Annotated in this window: 10 protein-coding genes; 4 read left to right on the forward strand and 6 right to left on the reverse strand. The window is 75.3% G+C overall.

Going from position 1 to position 20024, the window contains the following annotated elements:
* Nucleotides 1–582 precede the first annotated feature (582 nt).
* On the forward strand, nt 583–1554 hold the full coding sequence (locus PUR61_RS03790; protein WP_329875585.1) for a polysaccharide deacetylase family protein: 972 nt from the start codon (nt 583–585) through the stop codon (nt 1552–1554).
* 33 nt (nt 1555–1587) lie between these two features.
* Here PUR61_RS03790 and PUR61_RS03795 read toward each other — a convergent pair whose 3' ends face one another.
* Nucleotides 1588–2025, reverse strand: a complete 438-nt coding sequence (locus tag PUR61_RS03795) for a YchJ family protein (protein ID WP_329875587.1) — start codon at nt 2023–2025, stop codon at nt 1588–1590.
* Nucleotides 2026–2467: 442 nt separating this feature from the next.
* Between PUR61_RS03795 and PUR61_RS03800 the strand changes: the two genes are divergently transcribed.
* Nucleotides 2468–7642: a non-ribosomal peptide synthetase gene (locus PUR61_RS03800; RefSeq protein ID WP_329875589.1), complete on the forward strand. Its 5175-nt coding sequence runs from the start codon at nt 2468–2470 to the stop codon at nt 7640–7642.
* Entirely contained in the window at nt 7639–13179 is a 5541-nt protein-coding gene (locus PUR61_RS03805; protein WP_329875591.1) for a non-ribosomal peptide synthetase/MFS transporter, read from the forward strand. The genes PUR61_RS03800 and PUR61_RS03805 overlap by 4 nt, the downstream gene beginning before the upstream one ends.
* Nucleotides 13180–13323: 144 nt before the next feature.
* Here PUR61_RS03805 and PUR61_RS03810 read toward each other — a convergent pair whose 3' ends face one another.
* A complete protein-coding gene (locus tag PUR61_RS03810; protein WP_329875593.1) occupies nt 13324–14022 on the reverse strand; it encodes an NADPH-dependent F420 reductase in 699 nt (232 codons plus the stop codon).
* Nucleotides 14023–14125: 103 nt separating this feature from the next.
* Between PUR61_RS03810 and PUR61_RS03815 the strand changes: the two genes are divergently transcribed.
* Complete coding sequence (locus PUR61_RS03815) at nt 14126–15775, forward strand: outer membrane protein assembly factor BamB family protein (protein ID WP_329875595.1); 1650 nt, start codon at nt 14126–14128, stop codon at nt 15773–15775.
* Between the two features lie 31 nt (nt 15776–15806).
* On the opposite strand, the gene PUR61_RS03820 is transcribed toward PUR61_RS03815, so the two are convergent.
* From PUR61_RS03820 to PUR61_RS03835, 4 genes are all read right to left on the reverse strand, one after another.
* On the reverse strand, nt 15807–16139 hold the full coding sequence (locus PUR61_RS03820) for a hypothetical protein (RefSeq protein WP_329875597.1): 333 nt from the start codon (nt 16137–16139) through the stop codon (nt 15807–15809).
* A gap of 70 nt (nt 16140–16209) precedes the next feature.
* Nucleotides 16210–17553, reverse strand: coding sequence for an aldehyde dehydrogenase family protein (locus tag PUR61_RS03825; protein ID WP_329875599.1), 1344 nt, complete (start codon nt 17551–17553; stop codon nt 16210–16212).
* 96 nt (nt 17554–17649) lie between these two features.
* On the reverse strand, nt 17650–19416 hold the full coding sequence (locus PUR61_RS03830; protein WP_329875601.1) for an asparagine synthetase B family protein: 1767 nt from the start codon (nt 19414–19416) through the stop codon (nt 17650–17652).
* Nucleotides 19417–19464: 48 nt separating this feature from the next.
* The gene (locus PUR61_RS03835) at nt 19465–20010 is read right to left on the reverse strand and encodes a hypothetical protein (RefSeq protein ID WP_329875603.1); all 546 of its coding nucleotides are present in this window, start codon (nt 20008–20010) and stop codon (nt 19465–19467) included.
* Nucleotides 20011–20024: the final 14 nt, after the last annotated feature.

The raw sequence follows: 20024 nt of genomic DNA on the forward strand, positions 1-20024 counted from the left end.
GAGATGACAGACTGGGCACCCAACGGAGCTCCTACCGAACAGTGATCTTGGTCGACACGGTTCTAGCAGGAGCTCCGTCCCATTTCAGGCGACTTGACGCGGCCACCCACGGCTCTATCTACACGGCATTGGGGCTAGCCCTCCCCGTCGGATCCTGCCGGGTGCACGAGGCAGGGCATCCTCCCCCGGCCTCCGGTCGGGGGAGGTGCTCCCACCTGCACGCATCGGCGAATCATCCACGTACGACCCGGTACGAGGACTATCCGCCGGCACGCCCGACCGGGCGCCCGGCACCGCGCTGATCCGACGAGAATCCGGCAGCGAGAGCGCCCGCCACGGTTGATTGATCCCCGAGGCCGAAAGCCGGCTGCCCGCCGGACGGGCGGGTCCCCTGGATGGACAGGCCGCGGGCGTCTGCCGGCTGCCCCGGGCCGGGTCCCGGGGGGCCGGCCCGGGTTCCGCCGCTGTTCCGTCGCCGCTGCGCCGCTGCTCCGGGCGGGTGATGGGGGGATTGGGGTGTGGGCGTGGCGGGGGAGCAGTGGGGCTATGGACAGACCATCAGATTGTCGTATTAGCGAGGGTTTGGCCGGGCGCCACCGGAGCCGTGCGGGGCTGGCCGCCGCGGTGTGCCTGGCGGCCGTCGTGGCGGCGGGCTGCGGCGGGCCGACCGGGGGTTCGGCGGCGCCGGAGCCCGCGGTGGCCGGGGCGGGCGCGGCGACCGGGACCGGTGCGGCGGCCGACCGGGACGGGCCCCGCCCGCCCGCCGTACCGCTGTCGCTGCCGGGGCCGGCGCGGGCGGAGGAGGAGACCAGCAGCGAGGCCGTGGCCCGCAAGGCCGCGACGGTCCGGACCGCGCTGGAGACCGCGCGCCGCTGGGGCCTGGAGCGCCCGCCGCTGGCCGCTCCGCCGCGCCCGGCCGGCCGGCCGGAGCTGCGCGCCGGGCAGGGGGTGAAGCTTGCGGAGGGCCTGCCGCCGGTGGTGTACCGGGTGCCCACCGAGCAGAAGATCGTCTTCCTCACGGTCGACGACGGTGCCGAGAAGGACCCGGAGTTCAACCGGATGGCCGCCGAACTCGGGATCCCGCTGTCGACCTTCGTCGCCGACTACCTGGCCCGCTCCGACTACGGCTACTTCCGCCAGCTCGCCGCCCAGGGTGACGCGGTGAACAACCACACGATCAACCACCGCAACCTCAAGGTCCTCGGGTACGAGACGCAGCGCGACGAGATCTGCCGCCAGCAGGACCAGCTGGAGCAGCAGATCGGCGCCCGTCCACGCCTGTTCCGGCCCCCGTACGGGGAGTACAACGAGGACACCCTGCGGGCCGCCGCCTCCTGCGGCATCGAGGCGGTGCCGCTCTGGAACGAGGAGGCGTTCCCCGACCGGATGGAGTACCGCCAGCTCGACCAGCGGCTCCACTCGGGCGACATCATCCTCACCCACTTCCGGGGCACCGACCTGTGGCCGGGCACCATGACCGACCTGCTCCGCAAGGTGGTCGACGAGGTCACCGCGCAGGGCTTCGCGCTGGCCCGGCTGGACGACTACCTGTAGCGCTGCGGGCCCGCCCGCCCCGGGGTGGGCGGTTCAGTCGAGCGAGAGGGCGTCGAGGTACACCCAGGCGCCCTCGTGCCGGACGAAGCGGCTGTGCTCGGTGAGAACCCCCTCCTCCCGGCCCTCGACGTAGTGGGCGCGGAAGGCGACCGTGCCCTCGCTGTGGAACGGCCCGCCCTCGGAGCCGGAGAGCACCTCCAGGCGCACCCAGCGCAGCCCCGCGTCGAACTCGACCGAGTCCGGCCGGGTGTCGGGGTGCCAGGTGCGCAGCAGGTAGGCCTCGTCGCGGGCGGCGAAGGCGCTGAACCGCGAGCGCATCAGGGACTCGGCGGTGGTGGCTGCGGCCTGTCCGCGGTGCAGGAGGCCGCAGCACTCCCCGTACGTGCCGGGCAGGCCGCACGGGCAGGGGGAGGAGGGCAGCAGGCGGGGCGCGGGCGCGGCGGCGCGGGGCGCGGGGCGTCGTCGTGACATGGCGTACATTCTGGCCCCTGCCCGGGGCGGCTCCCGCCCACCCTGCCGGGTGTGCGGCGCCCTCCGGGCGGACCGGCGGGCCTTCCGGGGCGGGGGTTCTGTGCGCTCCAGGGGGTGTCAGGTATCTGACAACATGGAGGTCAGAGGCTCTGCCGGGTCGCCGGCGGAATCGCGGCCACGCCCCCTCGTCGGGTCGTTGGCGACGACCGTAGCGCCACTGGGCCGCGATGCCAAGGGTCCTGACAATCTGTCCGAAATCGCCGACGAACCGTCACGCTTTCGCGCCGATGACGAGCGCGACGGAGGTGATCTTTCCGGCATATCGAACGAGTGACGGAAATGTGCTGGTCATTCGAAGATCTTTACCCCAGCATCTCCGGGGGCACACCGCCCGTTTCCCCCCGGCCACAAGTCGGAGCAGCATCACCCCCCAGGAGAGTTGATGAGTTCGACGGGACATCCACCGCTGGACCCGGCAGCATCGCCGGCCGAGTTGTTCTCCGCTCAGGCCGAACGCACCCCCGACGCCCTCGCCGTGATCGACGGCCACCGTCGGATGACCTACCGCCAGTTAGACCTCGCCGTACAGGCGGTGGCGGACCGGCTGGCAGCCGCCGGGATCGGTCCGGAGGCCCTGGTCGGGGTCTGCCTGCCGCGAACGGCAGACCTCGTGATCACCCTGCTGGCGGTCCTGCGGGCCGGCGGCGCGTACGTGCCGCTCGATCCGGCCTACCCGCGCGACCGCCTCGAACTGGTCGTCGGCGACGCCCGGGCCTCCGTGGTGGCCACCGACCGTGCGCACGAACACCTGCTGGCCGGCGCCGGTGCCACCCTCCTCCACACCGGCGGGGACGCCCCCGACGTCCCCGCCGCCCCGGCCGTTCCCGCCCCCGCCGCTCCTTCGGTCCCCGGCCTCGCCGCCCCGGCTCCGACCGGCCCCGCCGCCGACCCGGCGGACCCCGTCGCCCCCGCCGACGCGCTCGCCTACGTCCTCTACACCTCGGGCTCCACCGGCCGCCCCAAGGGCGTGTCGGTCACCCGGCGCGGCGTCAACGCCATGCTCCGCTGGGCCGCGCGGACCTACACCCCGGCCGACCTGGCCGGCGTGCTCTTCGGCACCTCGGTCTGCTTCGACATCTCGGTGTACGAGCTCTTCCTCCCGCTCGCCGTCGGCGGCACGGTCGTGGTGGCCGAGAACGTCCTCGCCCTGCCGGAGCTGCCGGCCCGCGACGAGGTGACCCTGGTCAACACCGTGCCCAGCGCCATGGCCGCGCTGCTGCGCGGCGACGGCCTTCCGGACGGCGTGCGGGTGGTCAACCTGGCCGGGGAGGCACTGCCCCGGCACCTCGCCGACAAGGTGTACGCCCAGCCCAAGGTGGAGCGGCTCTACAACCTCTACGGCCCCACCGAGGACACCGTCTACTCCACCTGGTCGCTGGTCGGCCGCCACGAGGACGGCGAGCCGGTCATCGGCCGCCCGCTCGACGGCACCCTCGCCCACGTCCTCGACGAGCGGCGGGCGGCCGTGCCGGACGGCGGCATCGGGGAGCTGTACCTCTCCGGCGAGGGCCTGGCCCGCGGGTACCACGGCCGGCCCGACCTCACCGAGGAGCGGTTCGTCACCGTCGACGGCGTGCGCTGCTACCGCACCGGTGACCTCGTGCGCCGGCTCCCCGACGGGGACCTGGAGTACCACGGCCGCGTCGACCACCAGGTGAAGGTCCGCGGCTTCCGGGTCGAGCTCGGCGAGATCGAGGCGGTGCTCGCCGCCCACCCCGCGGTCGAGGCCGCCGCCGCCGTCGTCCAGCGCGACGAGGCCGGCGAGTACCTGGCCGCCTTCGTCCAGCCCGCGCCCGGCCTCGCCGAACCGGCCCCCGCCGACCTGCGCGCCCACTGCGCCACGGCCCTGCCCGGGTACATGGTGCCGCTGGCGGTCGCCGTGCTGGAGCACCTGCCGCTCACCCCCAACGGGAAGACCGACCGCAAGGCACTGCCGCCGGCCGCCCGCAGTCGCGCGGGCCACGAGCTGTTCGTCGCACCCCGGACCCCCGTCGAGACCCGCATCGCCGGACTCTGGCAGGGCCTGCTCGGCGTGCCCGAGGTCGGCGTGCACGACGTCTTCCTCGACCTCGGTGGGCACTCGCTGCTCGCCGCCGGGCTGCTGGGCCGGATCGAGCGGGAGTTCGGCACCCGGGTGCCGCTCGCCGAGTTCTTCGCCGCGCCGACCGTGGCCGCGCTGGCCGTCCGGGTCGCCAACGGCGGCGGCGGACGCCGCTCCGTCGCCCCGCCCGAACGCGAGGCCCACCTGCCGGCCCGCGCCACCGGCTTCCAGCGCGAACTCTGGCTGCACGAGTCGATCCAGCCCGGCAGCTCCCTCTACAACGTCCCGCTGCGCGTCCGGGCGGACGGCGTCCTCGACCGCGAGGCCCTCGGCCGCGCGCTGACCGAGGTGGTCCGCCGGCACGAGGTGCTGCGCACCGCGCTGCGCGGCGTCGCCGACCCGCTCGGCGAGGACGAGAACGAGGTCACCGCGGAGATCGTCGCGCCCTACCCCGTCGACGTGCCCCTCCTCGATCTCACGGGCGCCGACGACGAGGCCCTCGACGCCGCGCTGCGCACCGAGGCGGCCAGGCCGCTCGACCTGACGACCGGCCGGCTGCTGCGCGCCCTCGCCGTGCGCACCGGCGAGGACCGGCACGAGCTGCTGCTCACCGTCCACCACGCGGCGATGGACGGCTGGGCCGCCGGACTGCTGCTCGACGAGATCGCCCGCGCCCACCGGGACGGCGAACTGCCCGAACCCGCCCTCCAGCTCTCCGACGTCGCCCGCTGGGAGGAGCGCGCCGTCGCGGCCGGCCGTGACGCGGCCCGGCGCTGGGGCCGGCAGCTGCGCGGTCTGGACGCCGAACAGCACCTGCCGGGCGACCGCCCGCACCCCAACCCGCAGGACATCGCCGGCCGCCGGATCGCCCGCCGGATCGACGCCGACCTGGTCCGCTCCGTCGAACGCCGGGCCGCCCAGGAGGGTGCCAGCCTCTACATGGCCGTGCTGGCCGCGCTCGGCGGCGTCCTGCACCGCTACACCGGCCGCACCGATCTCGCGGTGCTCAGCCCGTTCGCCGTGCGGCCCGTCCCCGAGCTGGAGCAGGTCCTCGGCTCGCTGATCAACACCGTCGCGATCCGCCTGGAGGTGGCCGGCACCGACACCTTCCGCGACCTGGTCGCCCGGGTCCGCCCGGCCGTGCTGGAAGCCGCCGAGCACAGCGGTCACCCGTTCGTCGACCACGCGCGCCGGTTCGGCGGTTCGGCCGGGCTCACCGCCTCGCCGGTCTCCCAGGTGCTGCTCGCCGTCCAGAACCACCCGGTGGCCGCCGTCGAACTCCCCGGCCTCAGCCTGCGGTTCGTCGCCGAGGTGTGCAACGGCACCGCCAAGACCGACCTCTCGCTCTTCCTGGAGTTCCCGGCCGACGGACCGCTGCTCTCCGCCGAGTACCGGACCTCCCGCTACGACGAGCGGTCCGTCCGGGCGGTGCTCGACCACCTGGTGGCCTTGCTCTCCGCCGCCGTCGCCGAACCCGACCGGCCGCTCGGCGAGCTGGCCATGCTCTCGGCCGCCGAACTCGCCGCCGACGATCCGGTCAACCGCACCGAGGCGCCGATACCCGACGCCCCGCTGCACCGGCTGGTGGCGGACCAGGCGGCCCGCACCCCCGACGCGGTCGCCGTCTCCGCCGCCGACGGCGCCCTCACGTACGCCGAACTCGACGACACCGCAGACCGGTTGGCCCACCTGCTCGCCTCGCGCGGTGCCGGGCCCGGGGCCGTGGTCGCGGTCGCCGTCCGGCGCGGCCGGCTGCTGCCCGCCGCCCTGCTCGGCGTGCTGCGCAGCGGGGCCGCCTACCTGCCGCTCGACGTGGAGCAGCCGCTCGCCCGCAACCGCGGCGTCCTCGACGACGCCGGTGTCACCCTGCTGGTCGCCGAGAGCGCGACGGCGGGCGACCCGCTGCTGCACGGCCGCGGGGCCGTGCTCGTGGACGGCCCTGAGCACGCCGCCGCCCCCGCCGCGGCGCGGGCCGCCACCGTCGGCCCGGAGGAGCCCGCCTACCTGCTGTACACCTCCGGCTCCACCGGCCGCCCCAAGGGCGTCGCCGTCCCGCACCGCGCGATCGTCAACTTCCTCACCTCGATGGGCCGCGAGCCGGGCCTCACCGGGCGGGACGTGATGGCCGCCGTCACCACCGTCACCTTCGACATCGCCGGTCTGGAGCTCTGGCTGCCGCTGGTCACCGGCGCCCGGGTGGAGATCGCCGACCGTGCCACCGCCACCGACGGCCACGCGCTGGCCGGCTGGCTTGGGTCCCGCGGCGTCACCCACCTGCAGGCCACCCCCGCCACCTGGCGGATGCTGCTGGAGGCCGGGTGGTCCGGCCGTCCCGGTCTGACCGCCCTGTGCGGCGGCGAGGCGCTCACCGCGGACCTCGCCGAGGCGCTGCTCCCGCGCGTCGGCGCGCTGTGGAACCTGTACGGGCCGACCGAGACCACCGTCTGGTCCACCGTCCAGCGGGTCACCCCCGAACTCGCGGCCCACGGCGGGGTGGTGGCCCTCGGCGCGCCCGTCGCCAACACCCGGCTGCACCTGCTGGACTCCGCCGGAGGCGCCGTTCCGGTCAACGGCGTCGGTGAGCTCTGCATCGCCGGCGCGGGCGTCGCCCTCGGCTACCACGGCCGTCCGGAGCTCACCGCCGAACGGTTCACCGCCGAGCCCGGCGGTCCCGAGGGCGCGCTGATGTACCGCACCGGCGACCTCGCCTGCCGCCGCGCGGACGGCCGGTTGGAGTACCACGGCCGCGCCGACGCCCAGGTGAAGCTCCGCGGCTTCCGCATCGAGCTCGGCGAGATCGAGGCCGCGCTCACCGCGATCCCCGGGGTCACCGCGGGCGCCGTCCGGCTCGTCGGGACCCCGGCCGGCCCGGTCCTCGCCGGGTACGTCGTCACCGGCGCCGAGCCCGCGGGCCGCGGGTCCGTCGACGCCGGGTCCACCCGGAGCGCGCTCACCGAGGACGAACTGCGCATCACCCTCGCCGAGCGGCTGCCCGACTACATGGTGCCCGCCGCGCTCGTCCTGCTCGACGCGCTGCCGCTGACCCCCGGCGGCAAGGTCGACCGGGCCGCGCTGCCCGCGCCACGGCTCGGCGGCGCCGGCTCCCCGCCCGAGGGGGACTGCGAGGAACTCCTCGCCGACCTCTGGCAGGAGGTGCTCGCCGTCGAACGGGTCGGTCGGCACGACGACTTCTTCGCCATCGGCGGGCACTCGCTGCTCGCCACCCGGCTGCTCACCAAGGTGCGCGACACCTTCGAGACCGAACTTCCGCTGCGCACGATCTTCGAGGCCCGCACGCTGGCCACGCTGGCCCGCCGCATCGAGGAGCGGATGCTCGCCGAGATCGACGCACTGGGCGACCTGAACGACCTCGACGACCCGATCGGCCGGAACGGCCGGAACGACCTCGACGACCCGACCGGCCGGAACGGCCGGAACCGCCCCGGTGCGCCCGGGGTCCCGCACGACCGCACGGCCGACGGCACCACCGGTGCCCGGACGGGGGAGACCGCATGACCGACCAGCCCACCACCGGTCCGGCCCCGGACGCCGAGGCCCGACGGCAGGAACTGCTCCGCCGCCGCCTCGCCAAGGCCAAGGCCGCCAAGGCCGCCGCCGCGGACGGCGCCGCCGACCGCTACGCCGTCACCCCGCGCCCCGCGGGCACCCCCGCGCCGCTCTCCTCGGCCCAGCGCCGGATGTGGTTCCTGGCCCAGTACGAGCCCGACAGCGCCGCGTACCACATCCCGCTCGCCCTGCACATCGACGGTGCGCCCGACCCGGCCGTCCTCGGGGCGGCCCTCACCGACGTCCTCGCCCGGCACGAGGTGCTCCGCACCGTCTACCCGACCGTCGACGGCGAGGTCCGCCCCGAGCCGCTGCCCGCCGAGCGCCTCGCCCTCACCGTCGCCGACGTCCCCGCCGACCGGGTCGACGCCTGGCTGGAGACCGAGGCCCACCGCCCCTTCGACCTCGCCGCCGACCTGCCGCTGCGCGCCGCCCTGCTGCGCACCGGCGACGGCGCCGTGCTCAGCCTGGTGCTGCACCACATCGCCGCCGACGGCTGGTCGATCGGGGTCCTGTTCACCGACCTCGCCACCGCCTACGCGGCCCGGCGGGAGGGCCGCGCCCCGGGGTTCCCGCCGCTGCCCGTCCAGTACGCCGACATCGCGTACTGGCAGCAGACCGGGCTCGCCGCCGAACTCGACCGGCAGCAGACCTGGTGGCAGGAACGGCTGCGCGGCGCGACCGCCACCGTCACGGTGCCCCCCGACCGCCCCCGGCCGGCCGTGGCCGGGACCGCCGGCGACCGGTTCACCGCCGAGCTCGGCGTCGAGCGCACCCGCCGGATCCGGGCGCTCGCCGACCAGACCGGCACCACCGTGTACATGGTGCTGCTCGCGGCCCTGCAGACCGTCCTCGGCCGCTACACCGGCAGCGAGGACGTGACCGTCGGCACCCCGGTCGCCGGGCGCACCCGCGGCGAGACCGAGCCGCTGGTCGGCTGCTTCGTCAACACCCTGGCGATGCGCACCGACCTCTCCGGTGACCCGACCGTCCGCCTGCTGCTCGACCGGGTACGGGAGTCGGCCCTCGGCGCGTTCGGGCACCAGGACCTTCCCTTCGAGCGGCTGGTCGACGCGCTCGGCCCGGAGCGCGAACTGGCCCACACCCCGCTGTTCCAGGTCCTGCTCAACGTCCACAACCAGGCGCAGGCCCGGCCGGGGCTGCCCGGCCACGCCGTCGACTGGCGGCCGATCGGCACCGACACCGCCAAGTTCGACCTGTCGGTGGCCGTCGTCGACACCGGCGGTGAGCTGGTCGCCGACCTCGTCTGGCGCACCGAGCTGTACGACGAGCCGACCGTCCGGCGCGTCCTCGGCCACCTCACCACCGTCCTCGACGCGATGGCCGAGACCCCCGACCGCCCGCTCTCCGGTCTCCCTCTGCTCACCCCGTCCGAGCAGCGGCAGATCGCGGACTGGGACGACACCGCGCGCGACTGGGACCTCGGGGGCACCCTGCACGGCCTGGTCGAGGAGCAGGCCCGCCGCACCCCGGGCGCGCCCGCCGTCCGCGGCGCCGACGGCGTCCTCGACTACGCCGAACTCGACCACCGCGCCAACGCCCTGGCCCACCGGCTGCGCACGCTCGGCGTCGGGCCGGACCGCCCGGTCGGGCTGCTCGTCGAGCGCTCCGCCGCGCTGGTGGTCGGCATGCTCGGCATCCTCAAGGCGGGCGGCGCCTACCTGCCGATCGACCCGGTCTACCCGGACGAGCGCATCCACGGGCTGCTCGCCGCGGCCGGGGCCGCCGCGGTCGTCACCACCGAGGACCTCCGCGACCGGCTCCCCGCCGGGATCCCGGCGGTCGTCCCGGACGGCTCGGCCACGGCCGAGGCCCCCGAGGTGGACGTCCGGCCCGAGCACCTCTGCTACCTGGTCTTCACCTCCGGCTCGACCGGCACGCCCAAGGGCGTCGCCGTCGAGCACCGCAACGTCCGCAACTACCTGCACGGCCTGCGGGAGCGGATCGGCGGTGACCAGGACGGCTGGAACTGGGCACTGGTCTCGACGTTCGCCGCCGACCTCGGCATCACCAACGTGTTCGGCGCGCTCACCGGCGGCGGCTGCCTGCACCTGCTCACCCGCGATCAGGCGACCGATCCGGCGGCCTTCGCCGCCTACGCGGCCGAGCACCGGATCGACGCCATGAAGCTGGTCCCCAGCCACCTGGAGGGACTCGCCGCACACGGCGCCGGCCTCGGCGGGATCCTGCCCGCCCGGCTGCTGATCTGCGCAGGCGAGGCCCTACGGCCCGACCTGGTCGCCCGGATCCGAGCCGCCCGGCCGGACCTGACGCTGCACAACCACTACGGTCCCACCGAGACCACCGTCTCGATGCTCGGCGCACCCGTGCCCGCCGACCTCGGGGACTGCGCGACCGCCCCGCTCGGCCGGCCGTTCGGCAACGTGGGGGCGCACGTCCTGGACGCCCTCCGCCGTCCCGTCCCGGTGGGCGTCCCGGGCGAGCTGTACGTCTCCGGCGCCGGCGTGGCCCGAGGCTACCTCGGCCGCGACGACCTCACCGCCGAGCGCTTCACCGAGGTGGCCGGCCGCCGCTGCTACCGCACCGGCGACCTGGTCCGGCGCCGCCCCGACGGCGCCGTCGAGTTCCTGGGCCGGATCGACCACCAGGTCAAGATCCGCGGCTTCCGGGTCGAGATCGGCGAGGTCGAGGCCGAGCTGACGGCCCGCCCCGAGGTCCGCGAGGCCGTCGTCGTCGCCCGGGGCGAGGGCGCCGCCCGTACCCTGGTCGGCTACCTCGTCCCCGCCGATCCGGCCGCCGCCCCCGACCCGGGCACGCTGCGCGCGGCCCTGCGCACCCGGCTGCCCGACTACATGGTGCCGGCCGCCCTGGTCGTGCTGGCGGCCCTGCCGCTGAACGCCAACGGCAAGGTCGACCGGGCCGCGCTGCCCGAGCCGGTCGCCACCCGGCCCGTCCCGGCGGGCGGCGGTGAGCCGGCCACCGCGACGGAGCACGCGGTGGCCGCCGCCTACCGTCAGGTGCTGGTCGCCGAGGAGGTCGGTGCCGCCGACGACTTCTTCGCCCTCGGCGGTGACTCCTTCTCCGCCGTGCACGCCGTCCGGCTGATCGGCCGCGGGCTCTCGGTGATCGACCTGTTCCAGCACCCCACCGTGCGCGAACTCGCCGCGCTGCTCGACGCCCGGGCCGGCGGCACCGCCGACGAGGGCCCGCGCACCCTGCTGCACAAGCTCACCCGCGGGAACGCCCCGGCGACGGTCAACGTCGTCTGCGTCCCGTACGGCGGCGGCAGCCCGATCACCTTCCAGCCGCTCGCCGACGCACTGCCCGCCGGCCACCGCCTCTACGCCGTCGAGCTGCCCGGCCACGACCCGAGCCGCCCCGACGACGACCTGGTCGAGCTCGACGCGCTGGCCGACACCCTGACCGCACAGATCCGCGAGCGGATCGACGGTCCGGTGCTGCTCTACGGGCACTGCCTCGGCGGCGCGCTCGCCACCGCGCTCGGCTCCCGGCTGGAGGCGGCCGGCGCCGACCTGCGCGGGGTCGCGCTGGGCGGCACCTTCCCCGCCGCCCGGCTGCCGGGCCGGTTCGCGGAGTGGATGGCCCGCAGGCTCCCCGGCGACCGGATGCTCTCCAACCGCTCCTACCTCGACTACCTGCGGGCGATGGGCGGGTTCACGGACGTCTACGACCAGGCCGAACAGGACTTCCTGGTCCGGGCGCTGCGGCACGACGTCCGGCAGGCCGAGGACTTCTACACCCGCGCCTACGGGGACGCCCGCCCGGTCGCGATCGGGGCGCCGATCCTCTGCGTCGTCGGTGAGAAGGACCGGGCCACCCTCCTGTACCAGGAGAGGTACACGGAGTGGGAGCACTTCGGCGAGACCGTCGACCTCGCCGTCGTGCCCCGCGCCGGGCACTACTTCCTCAAGCACCAGGCCGGGGAACTCGCCCGCGTGCTGGTCGAGTTCGCCGCCACCGGCGCGGTCTCGGCCGCGGACCGGGCCGACGCCCGGCGGCCGGCGGCCCGCGCCGAACTCGCCACCTTCGCCAAGGTGGCGATCGGCCAGTTCGTCTCGATGATCGGCACCAGCCTCTCCACCTTCGCGCTCGGCGTCTGGGTCTACCAGCAGACCGGCTCGGCCTTCGACTTCGCGATGATCGCGGTGGCCGCGGTGCTGCCGGCGGTCCTGCTGCTGCCGATCGCCGGTGCGCTCGCCGACCGGGTGGACCGCCGCCGGATCATGATCGTCACCGACACCGTGGCCGCCGCCGGCATGCTCGGCCTCGGCGCGCTGCTCTGGGCCGACCTCCTCCAGGTCTGGCACATCTACGCGGTCGCCTGCACCGGGGCCGTCTGCTCGGCTTTCCAGCGCCCCGCCTACCTGGCCGCGATCACCCAGCTGGTACCCAAGCGCTACCTGGGCCAGGCGAACGGCCTCGCCCAGCTCGGCACGGGCGCCGGCGACATGATGGCCGTCCTGGGCGGCGGCGTGCTGGTCTCGCTGATCGGCCTGCACGGGGTGGTGCTGTTCGACATGGCCACCTTCCTCACCGGCGTCACCTGCCTGCTGCTGGTGCGCTTCCCGGACGCGATGTTCGACCGGCAGGAGGAGCCGCTGCTCCGCGAGGTGGTGACCGGCTGGCGGTACATCGTGCGCCGGCACAGCCTGGTCGCGATGGTGGTCTTCTTCGTGGTGTTCAACTACCTGTTCGCCGTCGCCACCGTGCTCATCACCCCGATGGTGCTGGCGGGCGGCTCGGCGGTCCAGCTCGGCGTGATCACCGCGCTCGGCGGGCTCGGGGCGATGACCGGCGCCCTGGTCATGGCCCTCTGGGGCGGCACCCGCAGACGCACGTTCGGCATGATCGGCTTCACCTCGGTGGTCGGTCTCGCCGCCGTCCTGACCGGCAGCCGTCCCGAGGCCGCGCTCACCGCCTGCGGGCTCTTCGTCCTCTGGGCCGCGATGATGATCCTCAACTCGCACTGGATGGCGCTGATCCAGACCAAGGTCGGGATGGAGCTCCAGGGCCGTGTCCTGGCCACCAACCAGATGCTCGCGATGTCGATGATGCCGCTCGGCTTCCTCACCGCGGGGCCGCTCTCGGACCACGTCTTCGAGCCGCTGATGCGCCCCGGCGGCGCGCTCGCCGACTCGGTGGGCCTGGTCCTCGGCACCGGACCGGGCCGCGGGGCGGGACTGCTGCTCGTCGTGGTCGGCCTGGTGCTCACGGTCTGGGGCGTGCTGGGACTGGCCTACCGGCCGCTGCGGCTGCTGGAGGACCTCCTCCCGGACGCGCTGCCGGACGCCGAGATCGGCGACAAGGACGCCATCCAGGCCGAGGCCGACCGCCGGCTCGCCCAGACCGAGGCGGCCCGGGCCGGGCGCACCGGCCGCACCGGGCGTCTCACCGGTGCCCGGGTACCGAGACCGGCCGGTGCCCCCGAGCCGGTCGAGGACGACCCGGCCGACCGGGTCCCCGCCTCCACGGCCCGCCGCTAGCGGCCCCCGGGCCGACCAGCGGCCTCACCCCGGCGGACGCGCCCGCTCCCGAAGGAGGCTCCCGTTTCCGGAAGGCGCGTTCCCGGAGGACGCCCCCGCCCTCCCGCTCCGACGAGCGGGAGGGCGGGGGCGTCCGCGTGGCGCCTACTTCGCGCGCGTGAAGGAGTAGTTGAACTCCGCCGTGCCGAAGGACTGCATCAGCCGGATCCAGAACGGCATGGTCATCTCCAGCGCCCGGGCCCCCGCGATGTCCCCGAGGTCGATCACCGAGCCCGCCGGCCATCCGAACTCGGCCAGCACCGCCACGACCTCGGCCTTGGCGTCGGCGTCGTCCCCGGCCACGAAGACGTTGTGCTCGCCCGGCAGCCGGGCGGGGTCCACCATCAGCGGCGCGGTCAGGGTGTTGAGCGCCTTCACCACCCTGGTCCGCGGGAACTCCCGCTGGATCCGCTCGCCGACACTGTCGGTGTTGACCGGGTCCAGCGTCACCGCGCCCTCGGGGGAGAACACCAGCGGGTTGGAGAGGTCGATCAGGACCTTCCCCGCCAGCCGCTCCGCACCCGCCGCCCGCAGCGCGTCCAGGGACACCGTCCCGGCGGTCGCGTTCACCACCACCGCGCCGAACTCCGCGGCGTCCGCGAACGTGCCGGCGTGCCCGGTCGGCCCGGCCTGCTCGGCCCAGGCCACCGCGTTCTCGTTCCCCCGGGAACGCGAACCGATCGTCACCTCGTGACCGAGTGCCACCAGCTTGTCCGCAATCGTCCGGCCCACCCCACCGGTACCCAGGACCCCGTACCGCACAACCGCACCACCCGTCACTCGGAAGCCTGCCGCGACGACCATAGAGCAGCCCGCCCGGCCTGTCCGGTGAACGCCGCGAACGGCCGACCGCCGAGTGGACCACCTCCGCTGGTGGCCCCACCCGCCCCGCCGAACCATGGGCGCCATGAACCGAACCACCCACCCGTGCCGGACCGCCCTCCGGGGCCCGACACCGCCCCGCCGCCCGGGCACCCGCAGCCTGCCGCGCGCCGCGGCCGTGCTCACCGGCCTCGCCCTGCTCGCCCCGGCCGCCGCAGGCACCGCCCGGGCCGACGTCAGCACCGTCTCCTTCTCCGCCGACCGCACCGCCTGGGACCGCGACGAACCCGCGCTGAGCCCCGCCGAGGTCGGCAGGTCCGACTTCGGCGTCCGCTTCTCCACTCCGCTCAACGGCCAGGTCTTCGCCCAGCCCCTGGTCATCGGCCCGACCGTCGTCGTCGCGACCGAGACCAACCACGTCTACGGCATCGCCGCAGGCACCGGGAAGATCACCTGGCACCGGGAGATGGGCCCCGCCTGGGCCTCGGCGGCCATCGGCTGCTCCGACCCCGGCCCCAACGTCGGCACCACCTCCACCCCCGTCCACGACCCCGCCACCGGCACCGTCTACCTCACCAGCAAGGTCGACGACGGCCCCGACGACAAGCACCCGCACTACTACGTGCACGCCGTCGACGCGCAGACCGGGGCCGAACGCAGCGGCTGGCCCGTCACCGTCCAGGGCGACCCGGTCAACGCGCCCGGCAAGCCGTTCAACGCCTACCGCTCCCTCCAGCGCCCGGGGCTGCTCCTCCTCGACGGCAGGCTCTACTTCGGCTTCGGCTCGCTCTGCGGCATCGGCGACTACATCGGCACGCTGGCCGGCCTCGACACCCGGACCCGCAAGCTCACCCTGTTCTCCACCGTCGCGGGCTCCGACACCCAGCGCGCCTCGATCTGGATGGCCGGCAGCGGCCTCGTCTCGGACGGCCCCGGCCGGTTCTTCCTCACCACCGCCAACGGCCAGGGCGCCGGCGCCTCGCCGGCCGTGGGCCCGGGCAACCGGCCGCCCGGCGGCCTCGGCGAGTCGGTGGTCCGCTTCGCCGTCGACGCGGACGGCGGCTTCGCGCCCGCCGACTTCTTCAGCCCCACCAACAACGCCACCCTCGACAAGCGGGACACCGACCTCGGCTCCGGCGGCCCGGTCGCCCTGCCGTCCTCCTTCGGCACCCCCACCCACCCCCGCCTGCTCGTCCAGGTCGGCAAGGACGGCCGGATCTTCCTGCTCGACCGCGACGACCTGGGCGGCATGGGCCAGGGCCCCGGCGGGACCGACAAGGTGGTCGGGCTCACCGGCCCCTACGGCGGTGTCTGGGGCCACCCGGCGGTCTGGGGCGGCGACGGCGGCTACGTCTACACGGTCGAGAACTTCGGCAAGCTGCGCGCCCTCAAGTACTCGGTCACGGCCGCCGGCAGCCCGCAGCTCAGCAGCGCCGGCACCAGCGCCGGGGACTTCCTGAAGATGTCCGGCTCGCCCGTGGTCACCTCGGACGGCACCCGCTCCGGCTCCGCCCTGGTCTGGGTGATCTGGTCCGGCACCGGCCAGTACGGCGAGGGCGGCGAACTGCGCGCCTACGACCCCGTCCCGGTCGACGGCGTCCTCAAGCTGCGCCGCTCCTTCCCGCTCGGCACGGTCAGCAAGTTCTCCGTCCCGGCCACCGACAAGGGACGGATCTACGTCGGCACCAAGGACCACCGCCTGGTCGCCCTCGGACGCCCGGGCGCCTTCGCCTGAGCGGTGGCCGTCCCCCCGCGTCCGCCCGGCCTCACGTGCCGGGCCTGACGGAGAACAGCACGGCCACCGCCGCCACCAGTGCGGCGCCCGGCGCCAGGCCCGCCCACAGGCGGGCCCGGCGTACCAGGTAGGCCAGCGGCCACTGGACCGCCAGCAGTACCACGGTCGTGAGCAGCAGACGGTCCGACAGGGCCAGTCCCGCGTAGGTCTCCGGGCAGGATCCGGGCTCGAAGCACGGGTCGGTCGTCATCTCCGCCACCCCGCGCAGGGGCAGCGCGAACAGCAGGCACGCTCCCGTCACCAGTGTCGAGCGCACCGGCACCAGCCACCACCCGGTCCGGTCCCGGCCCGCGATTCTCCTCATGGCCGGATCCTGCCCGGCCGCACCGCCGCCCCGTCAGCGCACGGGTACTCAGTTCCCGTGCGCGACGTACTCAGAGCCGGGCGGTGACCGTCTTCGGGCGCCGGTACTCCTGGAGGGCGAGGACGGAGAGGTCGGTGCCGTGGCCGGAGGCGCCGCGACCGCCGTGGGGGAGTTCGGCGGTCTGGACGAGGTGGCAGTTGATCCAGGTCTCGCCTGCGTCCAGGCGGGCCGTGAGGTCGAGGGCGGTGGGGAGGTCGCGCGTCCAGACACTCGCCCCGAGGGCCTGCGGGACGGAGTTGGCGAGGGCGAGCGCGGCCTCGACGGTGGGGGCGTGCTGGACGGTGAGCAGCGGGCCGAAGACCTCCTCCAGGACGGCGGGGTCGTCGTCCGGGAGGTCGGCGAGCAGGCGGGCCGGGCGCCAGAGGCCGTCGGTCCGGCCGGGTGCGGCGGGCGATCGCTTGGCGGCGGACGCGGCGACGATGCGGTCGTAGCGGGCGGCCTGGTCGGGGTTGTTGAGCGGGCCGAAGTCCCGGCCGGCCCGCCGCTCGGCGAACGCGGCGGTGAGCGCGGCGAGGACGTGTTCGTAGTGGTCGGACAGGGTGATCACCCGGGCAGGGGCGGCGCAGCTCTGGCCGGCGTTGTAGGTGCACGCCTCGGCGAGCGCGGACCAGGTGTGCGCGGGGGCGTCGGGCAGGACGAGGACGGGGCTGTTGCCACCGAGTTCCAGGCTGACCCGGCGGTGACCGGCCCGGGCGGTGACGTCGGCGCCGGCGGTGGCGCTGCCGGTGAAGGCGATCAGGTCGACGTCGCCGGCGACCAGCAGCCGTCCGGTCTCCCGGTCGCCGGGCAGGACGGTGAGCACGTCCTCGCCGAGCGCCTCGGCGGCGTGGGTGGCGAGCAGGGCGGCCGACTCGGTGGTGGTCTCGGCCGGTTTGACCACGACGGTGTTGCCCGCGGCCAGCGCCGGGGCGCCCCGCCAGGCGGCCATCAGCAGCGGGTAGTTCCACGGGACGACGGCGGCGACCACGCCGACCGGCTCCCAGCGCACCCAGCTCTCGTGGCCCGGGAGGTAGCGGCCGGCGGCGGGCGCGCTGTCGGTCCGGGCGGCGCCCGCGTAGAACCGGAACAGGTCGGCGGCCTGCAGGATCTCGCCGGTCGCCTCCGCCTCGGGCTTGCCGGTGCCGGCCTGCTCCAGCACGGTGTACTCGGTGAGGTGCCGTTCGACGAGGTCGGCGAGCGCGTCCAGGCGGCGCTCGCGCTCGCGCGGGGTGAGCGCGCGCCAGCGCGCCCCGGCGGCGCGGGCCCGGGCGACGGTCTCGGTGACCCTCCCGGCGCGGGCGGGCACCAGGGTGCCGCGGGTGTGGCCGGTGCGCGGGTCGGTCAGGTGGATCGAGGGTTCGGTGGACGGTTCCATGGGTGGGCCTCCCGGGCCGGGGCAGCAGGGGGTTGCGGAGCGGTCGGTGGTGGCGGGGCGCTCACCGGTGCGGGGCGGGTCCGGTGGCGGGCGGTCTCACAGGTCGTAGGCGCGCAGCCAGAGTTCGAGCGTGAGCACCAGCCAGAGCTTGCCGCCCTGACGCGGTAGCAGGGTGCCTTCGCGTCGCATCCAGGTACGGACGGTGTCGGGGCGGACCAGGCCGCGCTCGCGGGCCGTGCGGCCGAGCAGCAGGTCGCCGGAGAGGTCGCGCAGCGGGCCGTGCAGCCACTGCTGGACCGGCACCCGCATGCCGCTCTTCGGCCGGTCGACGACGGCCCCCGGCAGCAGGTCCCGGACGGCCTCCTTGAGCACCCACTTCTCCACCGTGCCGCGGAGCTTGAGCGTCGGCGGGGTGGCGAAGGCGTGGTCGACGACGTGTCGGTCGAAGAGCGGGGAGCGGCCCTGGACGCCCTGCGAGGCGGTCAGCCGTTCGACCTTGGTGAGGATGTGGTGGGCGCCCTTGGTCCGCAGGTTGCAGTGGAGCAGCTGGTTGAGGAGCGTGTGCATCGGCCCGGGCCGCAGGTACGGGGCGACGAAGCGGCGCGGCTGCGGCTCGCCGGCCAGCGCGCGCAGCGCCTCCGGGGTGAGCAGCCGGGGCAGGTCCTCGTAGCACTTGCGGTAGGACCGCAGGTACGCCTCGGCCCGCGCCTCGGGGTCCGGGTCGTCCCGGTGCATCTCGTGGACCAGCATCGGCAGGTTCTTCGGGCCGCCGAACACCGGGTCACCGCCCTCGCCGTTGAGCGAGACGGTGATCCCGTCGCCGGAGACGGCCTCGGCGAGCATCAGGTTGGGGACGGTCAGCGGATCCCCGACCGGGCTGTCGAGCAGGGCGACGGTGTCGGCGAGCCGGGCGGCGACCTCGGTGCCGGAGACGGTGAGGACCCGGTGGGTCGTCCCGCAGTGGCTCGCCACCAGGCCCGAGTAGCCGAGTTCGTTGGGGAGGTCGTCGCCGAAGCTGATCGAGTAGGTGTGCACGGGGCGGTCGTGCAGCCGGGCGGCGAGCGCGGTGACCAGGGAGCTGTCGACGCCGCCGGAGAGCAGGACCGCGACCGCCTCGCCGGCCGGCAGCCGCCGCTCGGTGGCCCGTTCCAGCAGCGACCGCAACTCCTGCGCGTACCCGGCGGGCGGGACGAGCCCGTCGTCGGGGAGCAGTTCGGCGGGCTCCCAGTAGGGCTCCTGGTGGGCGGAGCCGTCGGACGCGAGCCGCAGGACCCGCCCGGGCAGGGCCTCGTGGACGCCGCGCACCAGGGTCTCGTCGCCGGGCAGGTAGGCGAAGGTGAGGAAGGAGCGGACGGCGGCGAGGTTGAGCCCGGTGTCGAGCGCGGGCCAGTGGCGCAGCGTGCGCAGCGAGGTGGACGCGGCCCAGCAGCCGTCGGCGCGGGCGTAGAAGAGCGTGCGGGCGCCGGCGTGGTCGCGGATCAGGACGAGGTCGGGGCCGTCGACCACGGCGAGGGCGAACATCCCGTCGGCGCGCCGGACGCCGTCGGAGCCGAGCCGGAGCCAGAGCCGCAGCAGGAGTTCGCCGTCCGGGCAGGTCCCGGGTGCGGGGGCGCCGGCGGCGGCGAGGGCGGAGTGCAGCTCCGGCCGGTTGTGCAGGGTGACCTCGCCGACGGCGGTGGTGCCGTCGACGGTGAACGGGCCGGTGGCGAAGCCGGGTTCGCCGTGGATCAGGGCGGCCTGGCCGCCCCTGCCGCCCCCGCCCGCCGGGGCGCCGGATTCGTGGAGTGCCGTGCCGGTGAGCGAGGCGAGGTGGGCGCGGGCCCGGTCGGCGTCGGGGCCGGCGCAGGCGCAGCAGCGGGGCATGGGGGAGTGGTGCCTTTCGTCGAGGGGCCGGCGGCGGGGCGCGGCGGGTCAGCCGAAGTCGTCGCCGTCCCAGTCGTCGCCGGAGTCGTCCCAGCCGTTGTCGGTGTCGTCCCATCCTGCGTCGGACCCGGTGTCGGACCCGCCGCCGTCGGAGCCCCCGCCCCCGCCGCCGTCGGAGGTCTGCTGCCGTTGGGCGGCCTGGCGCAGCGCCTCCTCCTCCGCCTCGGACAGCGTCTCCGGGGGCAGTTGCGCGGCGGTGATCGCCGCGGCGCCGGCCACGCCGAGGGCGCCGACCACCACGCCGAGCCGGCCGCTGAAGGAGGTGCGGTTGACGGTGACGTGTCCGCCTGCCCAGACGGTGCGCCCGTACCCGATGTCGCGGCCGTACTCGGTGGTGCCGTCGGTGTGGAGCCGCTTGACGAGGTCCCGGCCGAGCCGTTCGTCGGTGCCGGACCGGCCGAGGCTGTCCTGCCAGTGGACGAGGTGGCCGGCGCCGCGCCGGCGCCACTCGCTGCGGCCGTCCTCGTACCGCCGGTGCAGTTGGCCGTCGGCCAGCAGTTCGTCGCGGTAGCCGAGGTGGCGTGCGTTGCTCATGGTCGAGGGGTCCT

The organism is Streptomyces sp. BE20 (assembly GCF_036322525.1).
In the GTDB taxonomy this organism is placed as follows: Bacteria; Actinomycetota; Actinomycetes; order Streptomycetales; family Streptomycetaceae; genus Kitasatospora.

Bases quoted from the DNA above. Each gene is read 5' to 3' on its own strand.
- PUR61_RS03820 (WP_329875597.1), bottom strand. From the start codon at position 16,139: ATGAGGAGAATCGCGGGCCGGGACCGGACCGGGTGGTGGCTGGTGCCG.
- PUR61_RS03810 (WP_329875593.1), bottom strand. From the start codon at position 14,022: ATGGTCGTCGCGGCAGGCTTCCGAGTGACGGGTGGTGCGGTTGTGCGG.
- PUR61_RS03825 (WP_329875599.1), bottom strand. From the start codon at position 17,553: ATGGAACCGTCCACCGAACCCTCGATCCACCTGACCGACCCGCGCACC.
- PUR61_RS03805 (WP_329875591.1), top strand. From the start codon at position 7,639: ATGACCGACCAGCCCACCACCGGTCCGGCCCCGGACGCCGAGGCCCGA.
- PUR61_RS03830 (WP_329875601.1), bottom strand. From the start codon at position 19,416: ATGCCCCGCTGCTGCGCCTGCGCCGGCCCCGACGCCGACCGGGCCCGC.
- PUR61_RS03795 (WP_329875587.1), bottom strand. From the start codon at position 2,025: ATGTCACGACGACGCCCCGCGCCCCGCGCCGCCGCGCCCGCGCCCCGC.
- PUR61_RS03815 (WP_329875595.1), top strand. From the start codon at position 14,126: ATGAACCGAACCACCCACCCGTGCCGGACCGCCCTCCGGGGCCCGACA.
- PUR61_RS03835 (WP_329875603.1), bottom strand. From the start codon at position 20,010: ATGAGCAACGCACGCCACCTCGGCTACCGCGACGAACTGCTGGCCGAC.
- PUR61_RS03800 (WP_329875589.1), top strand. From the start codon at position 2,468: ATGAGTTCGACGGGACATCCACCGCTGGACCCGGCAGCATCGCCGGCC.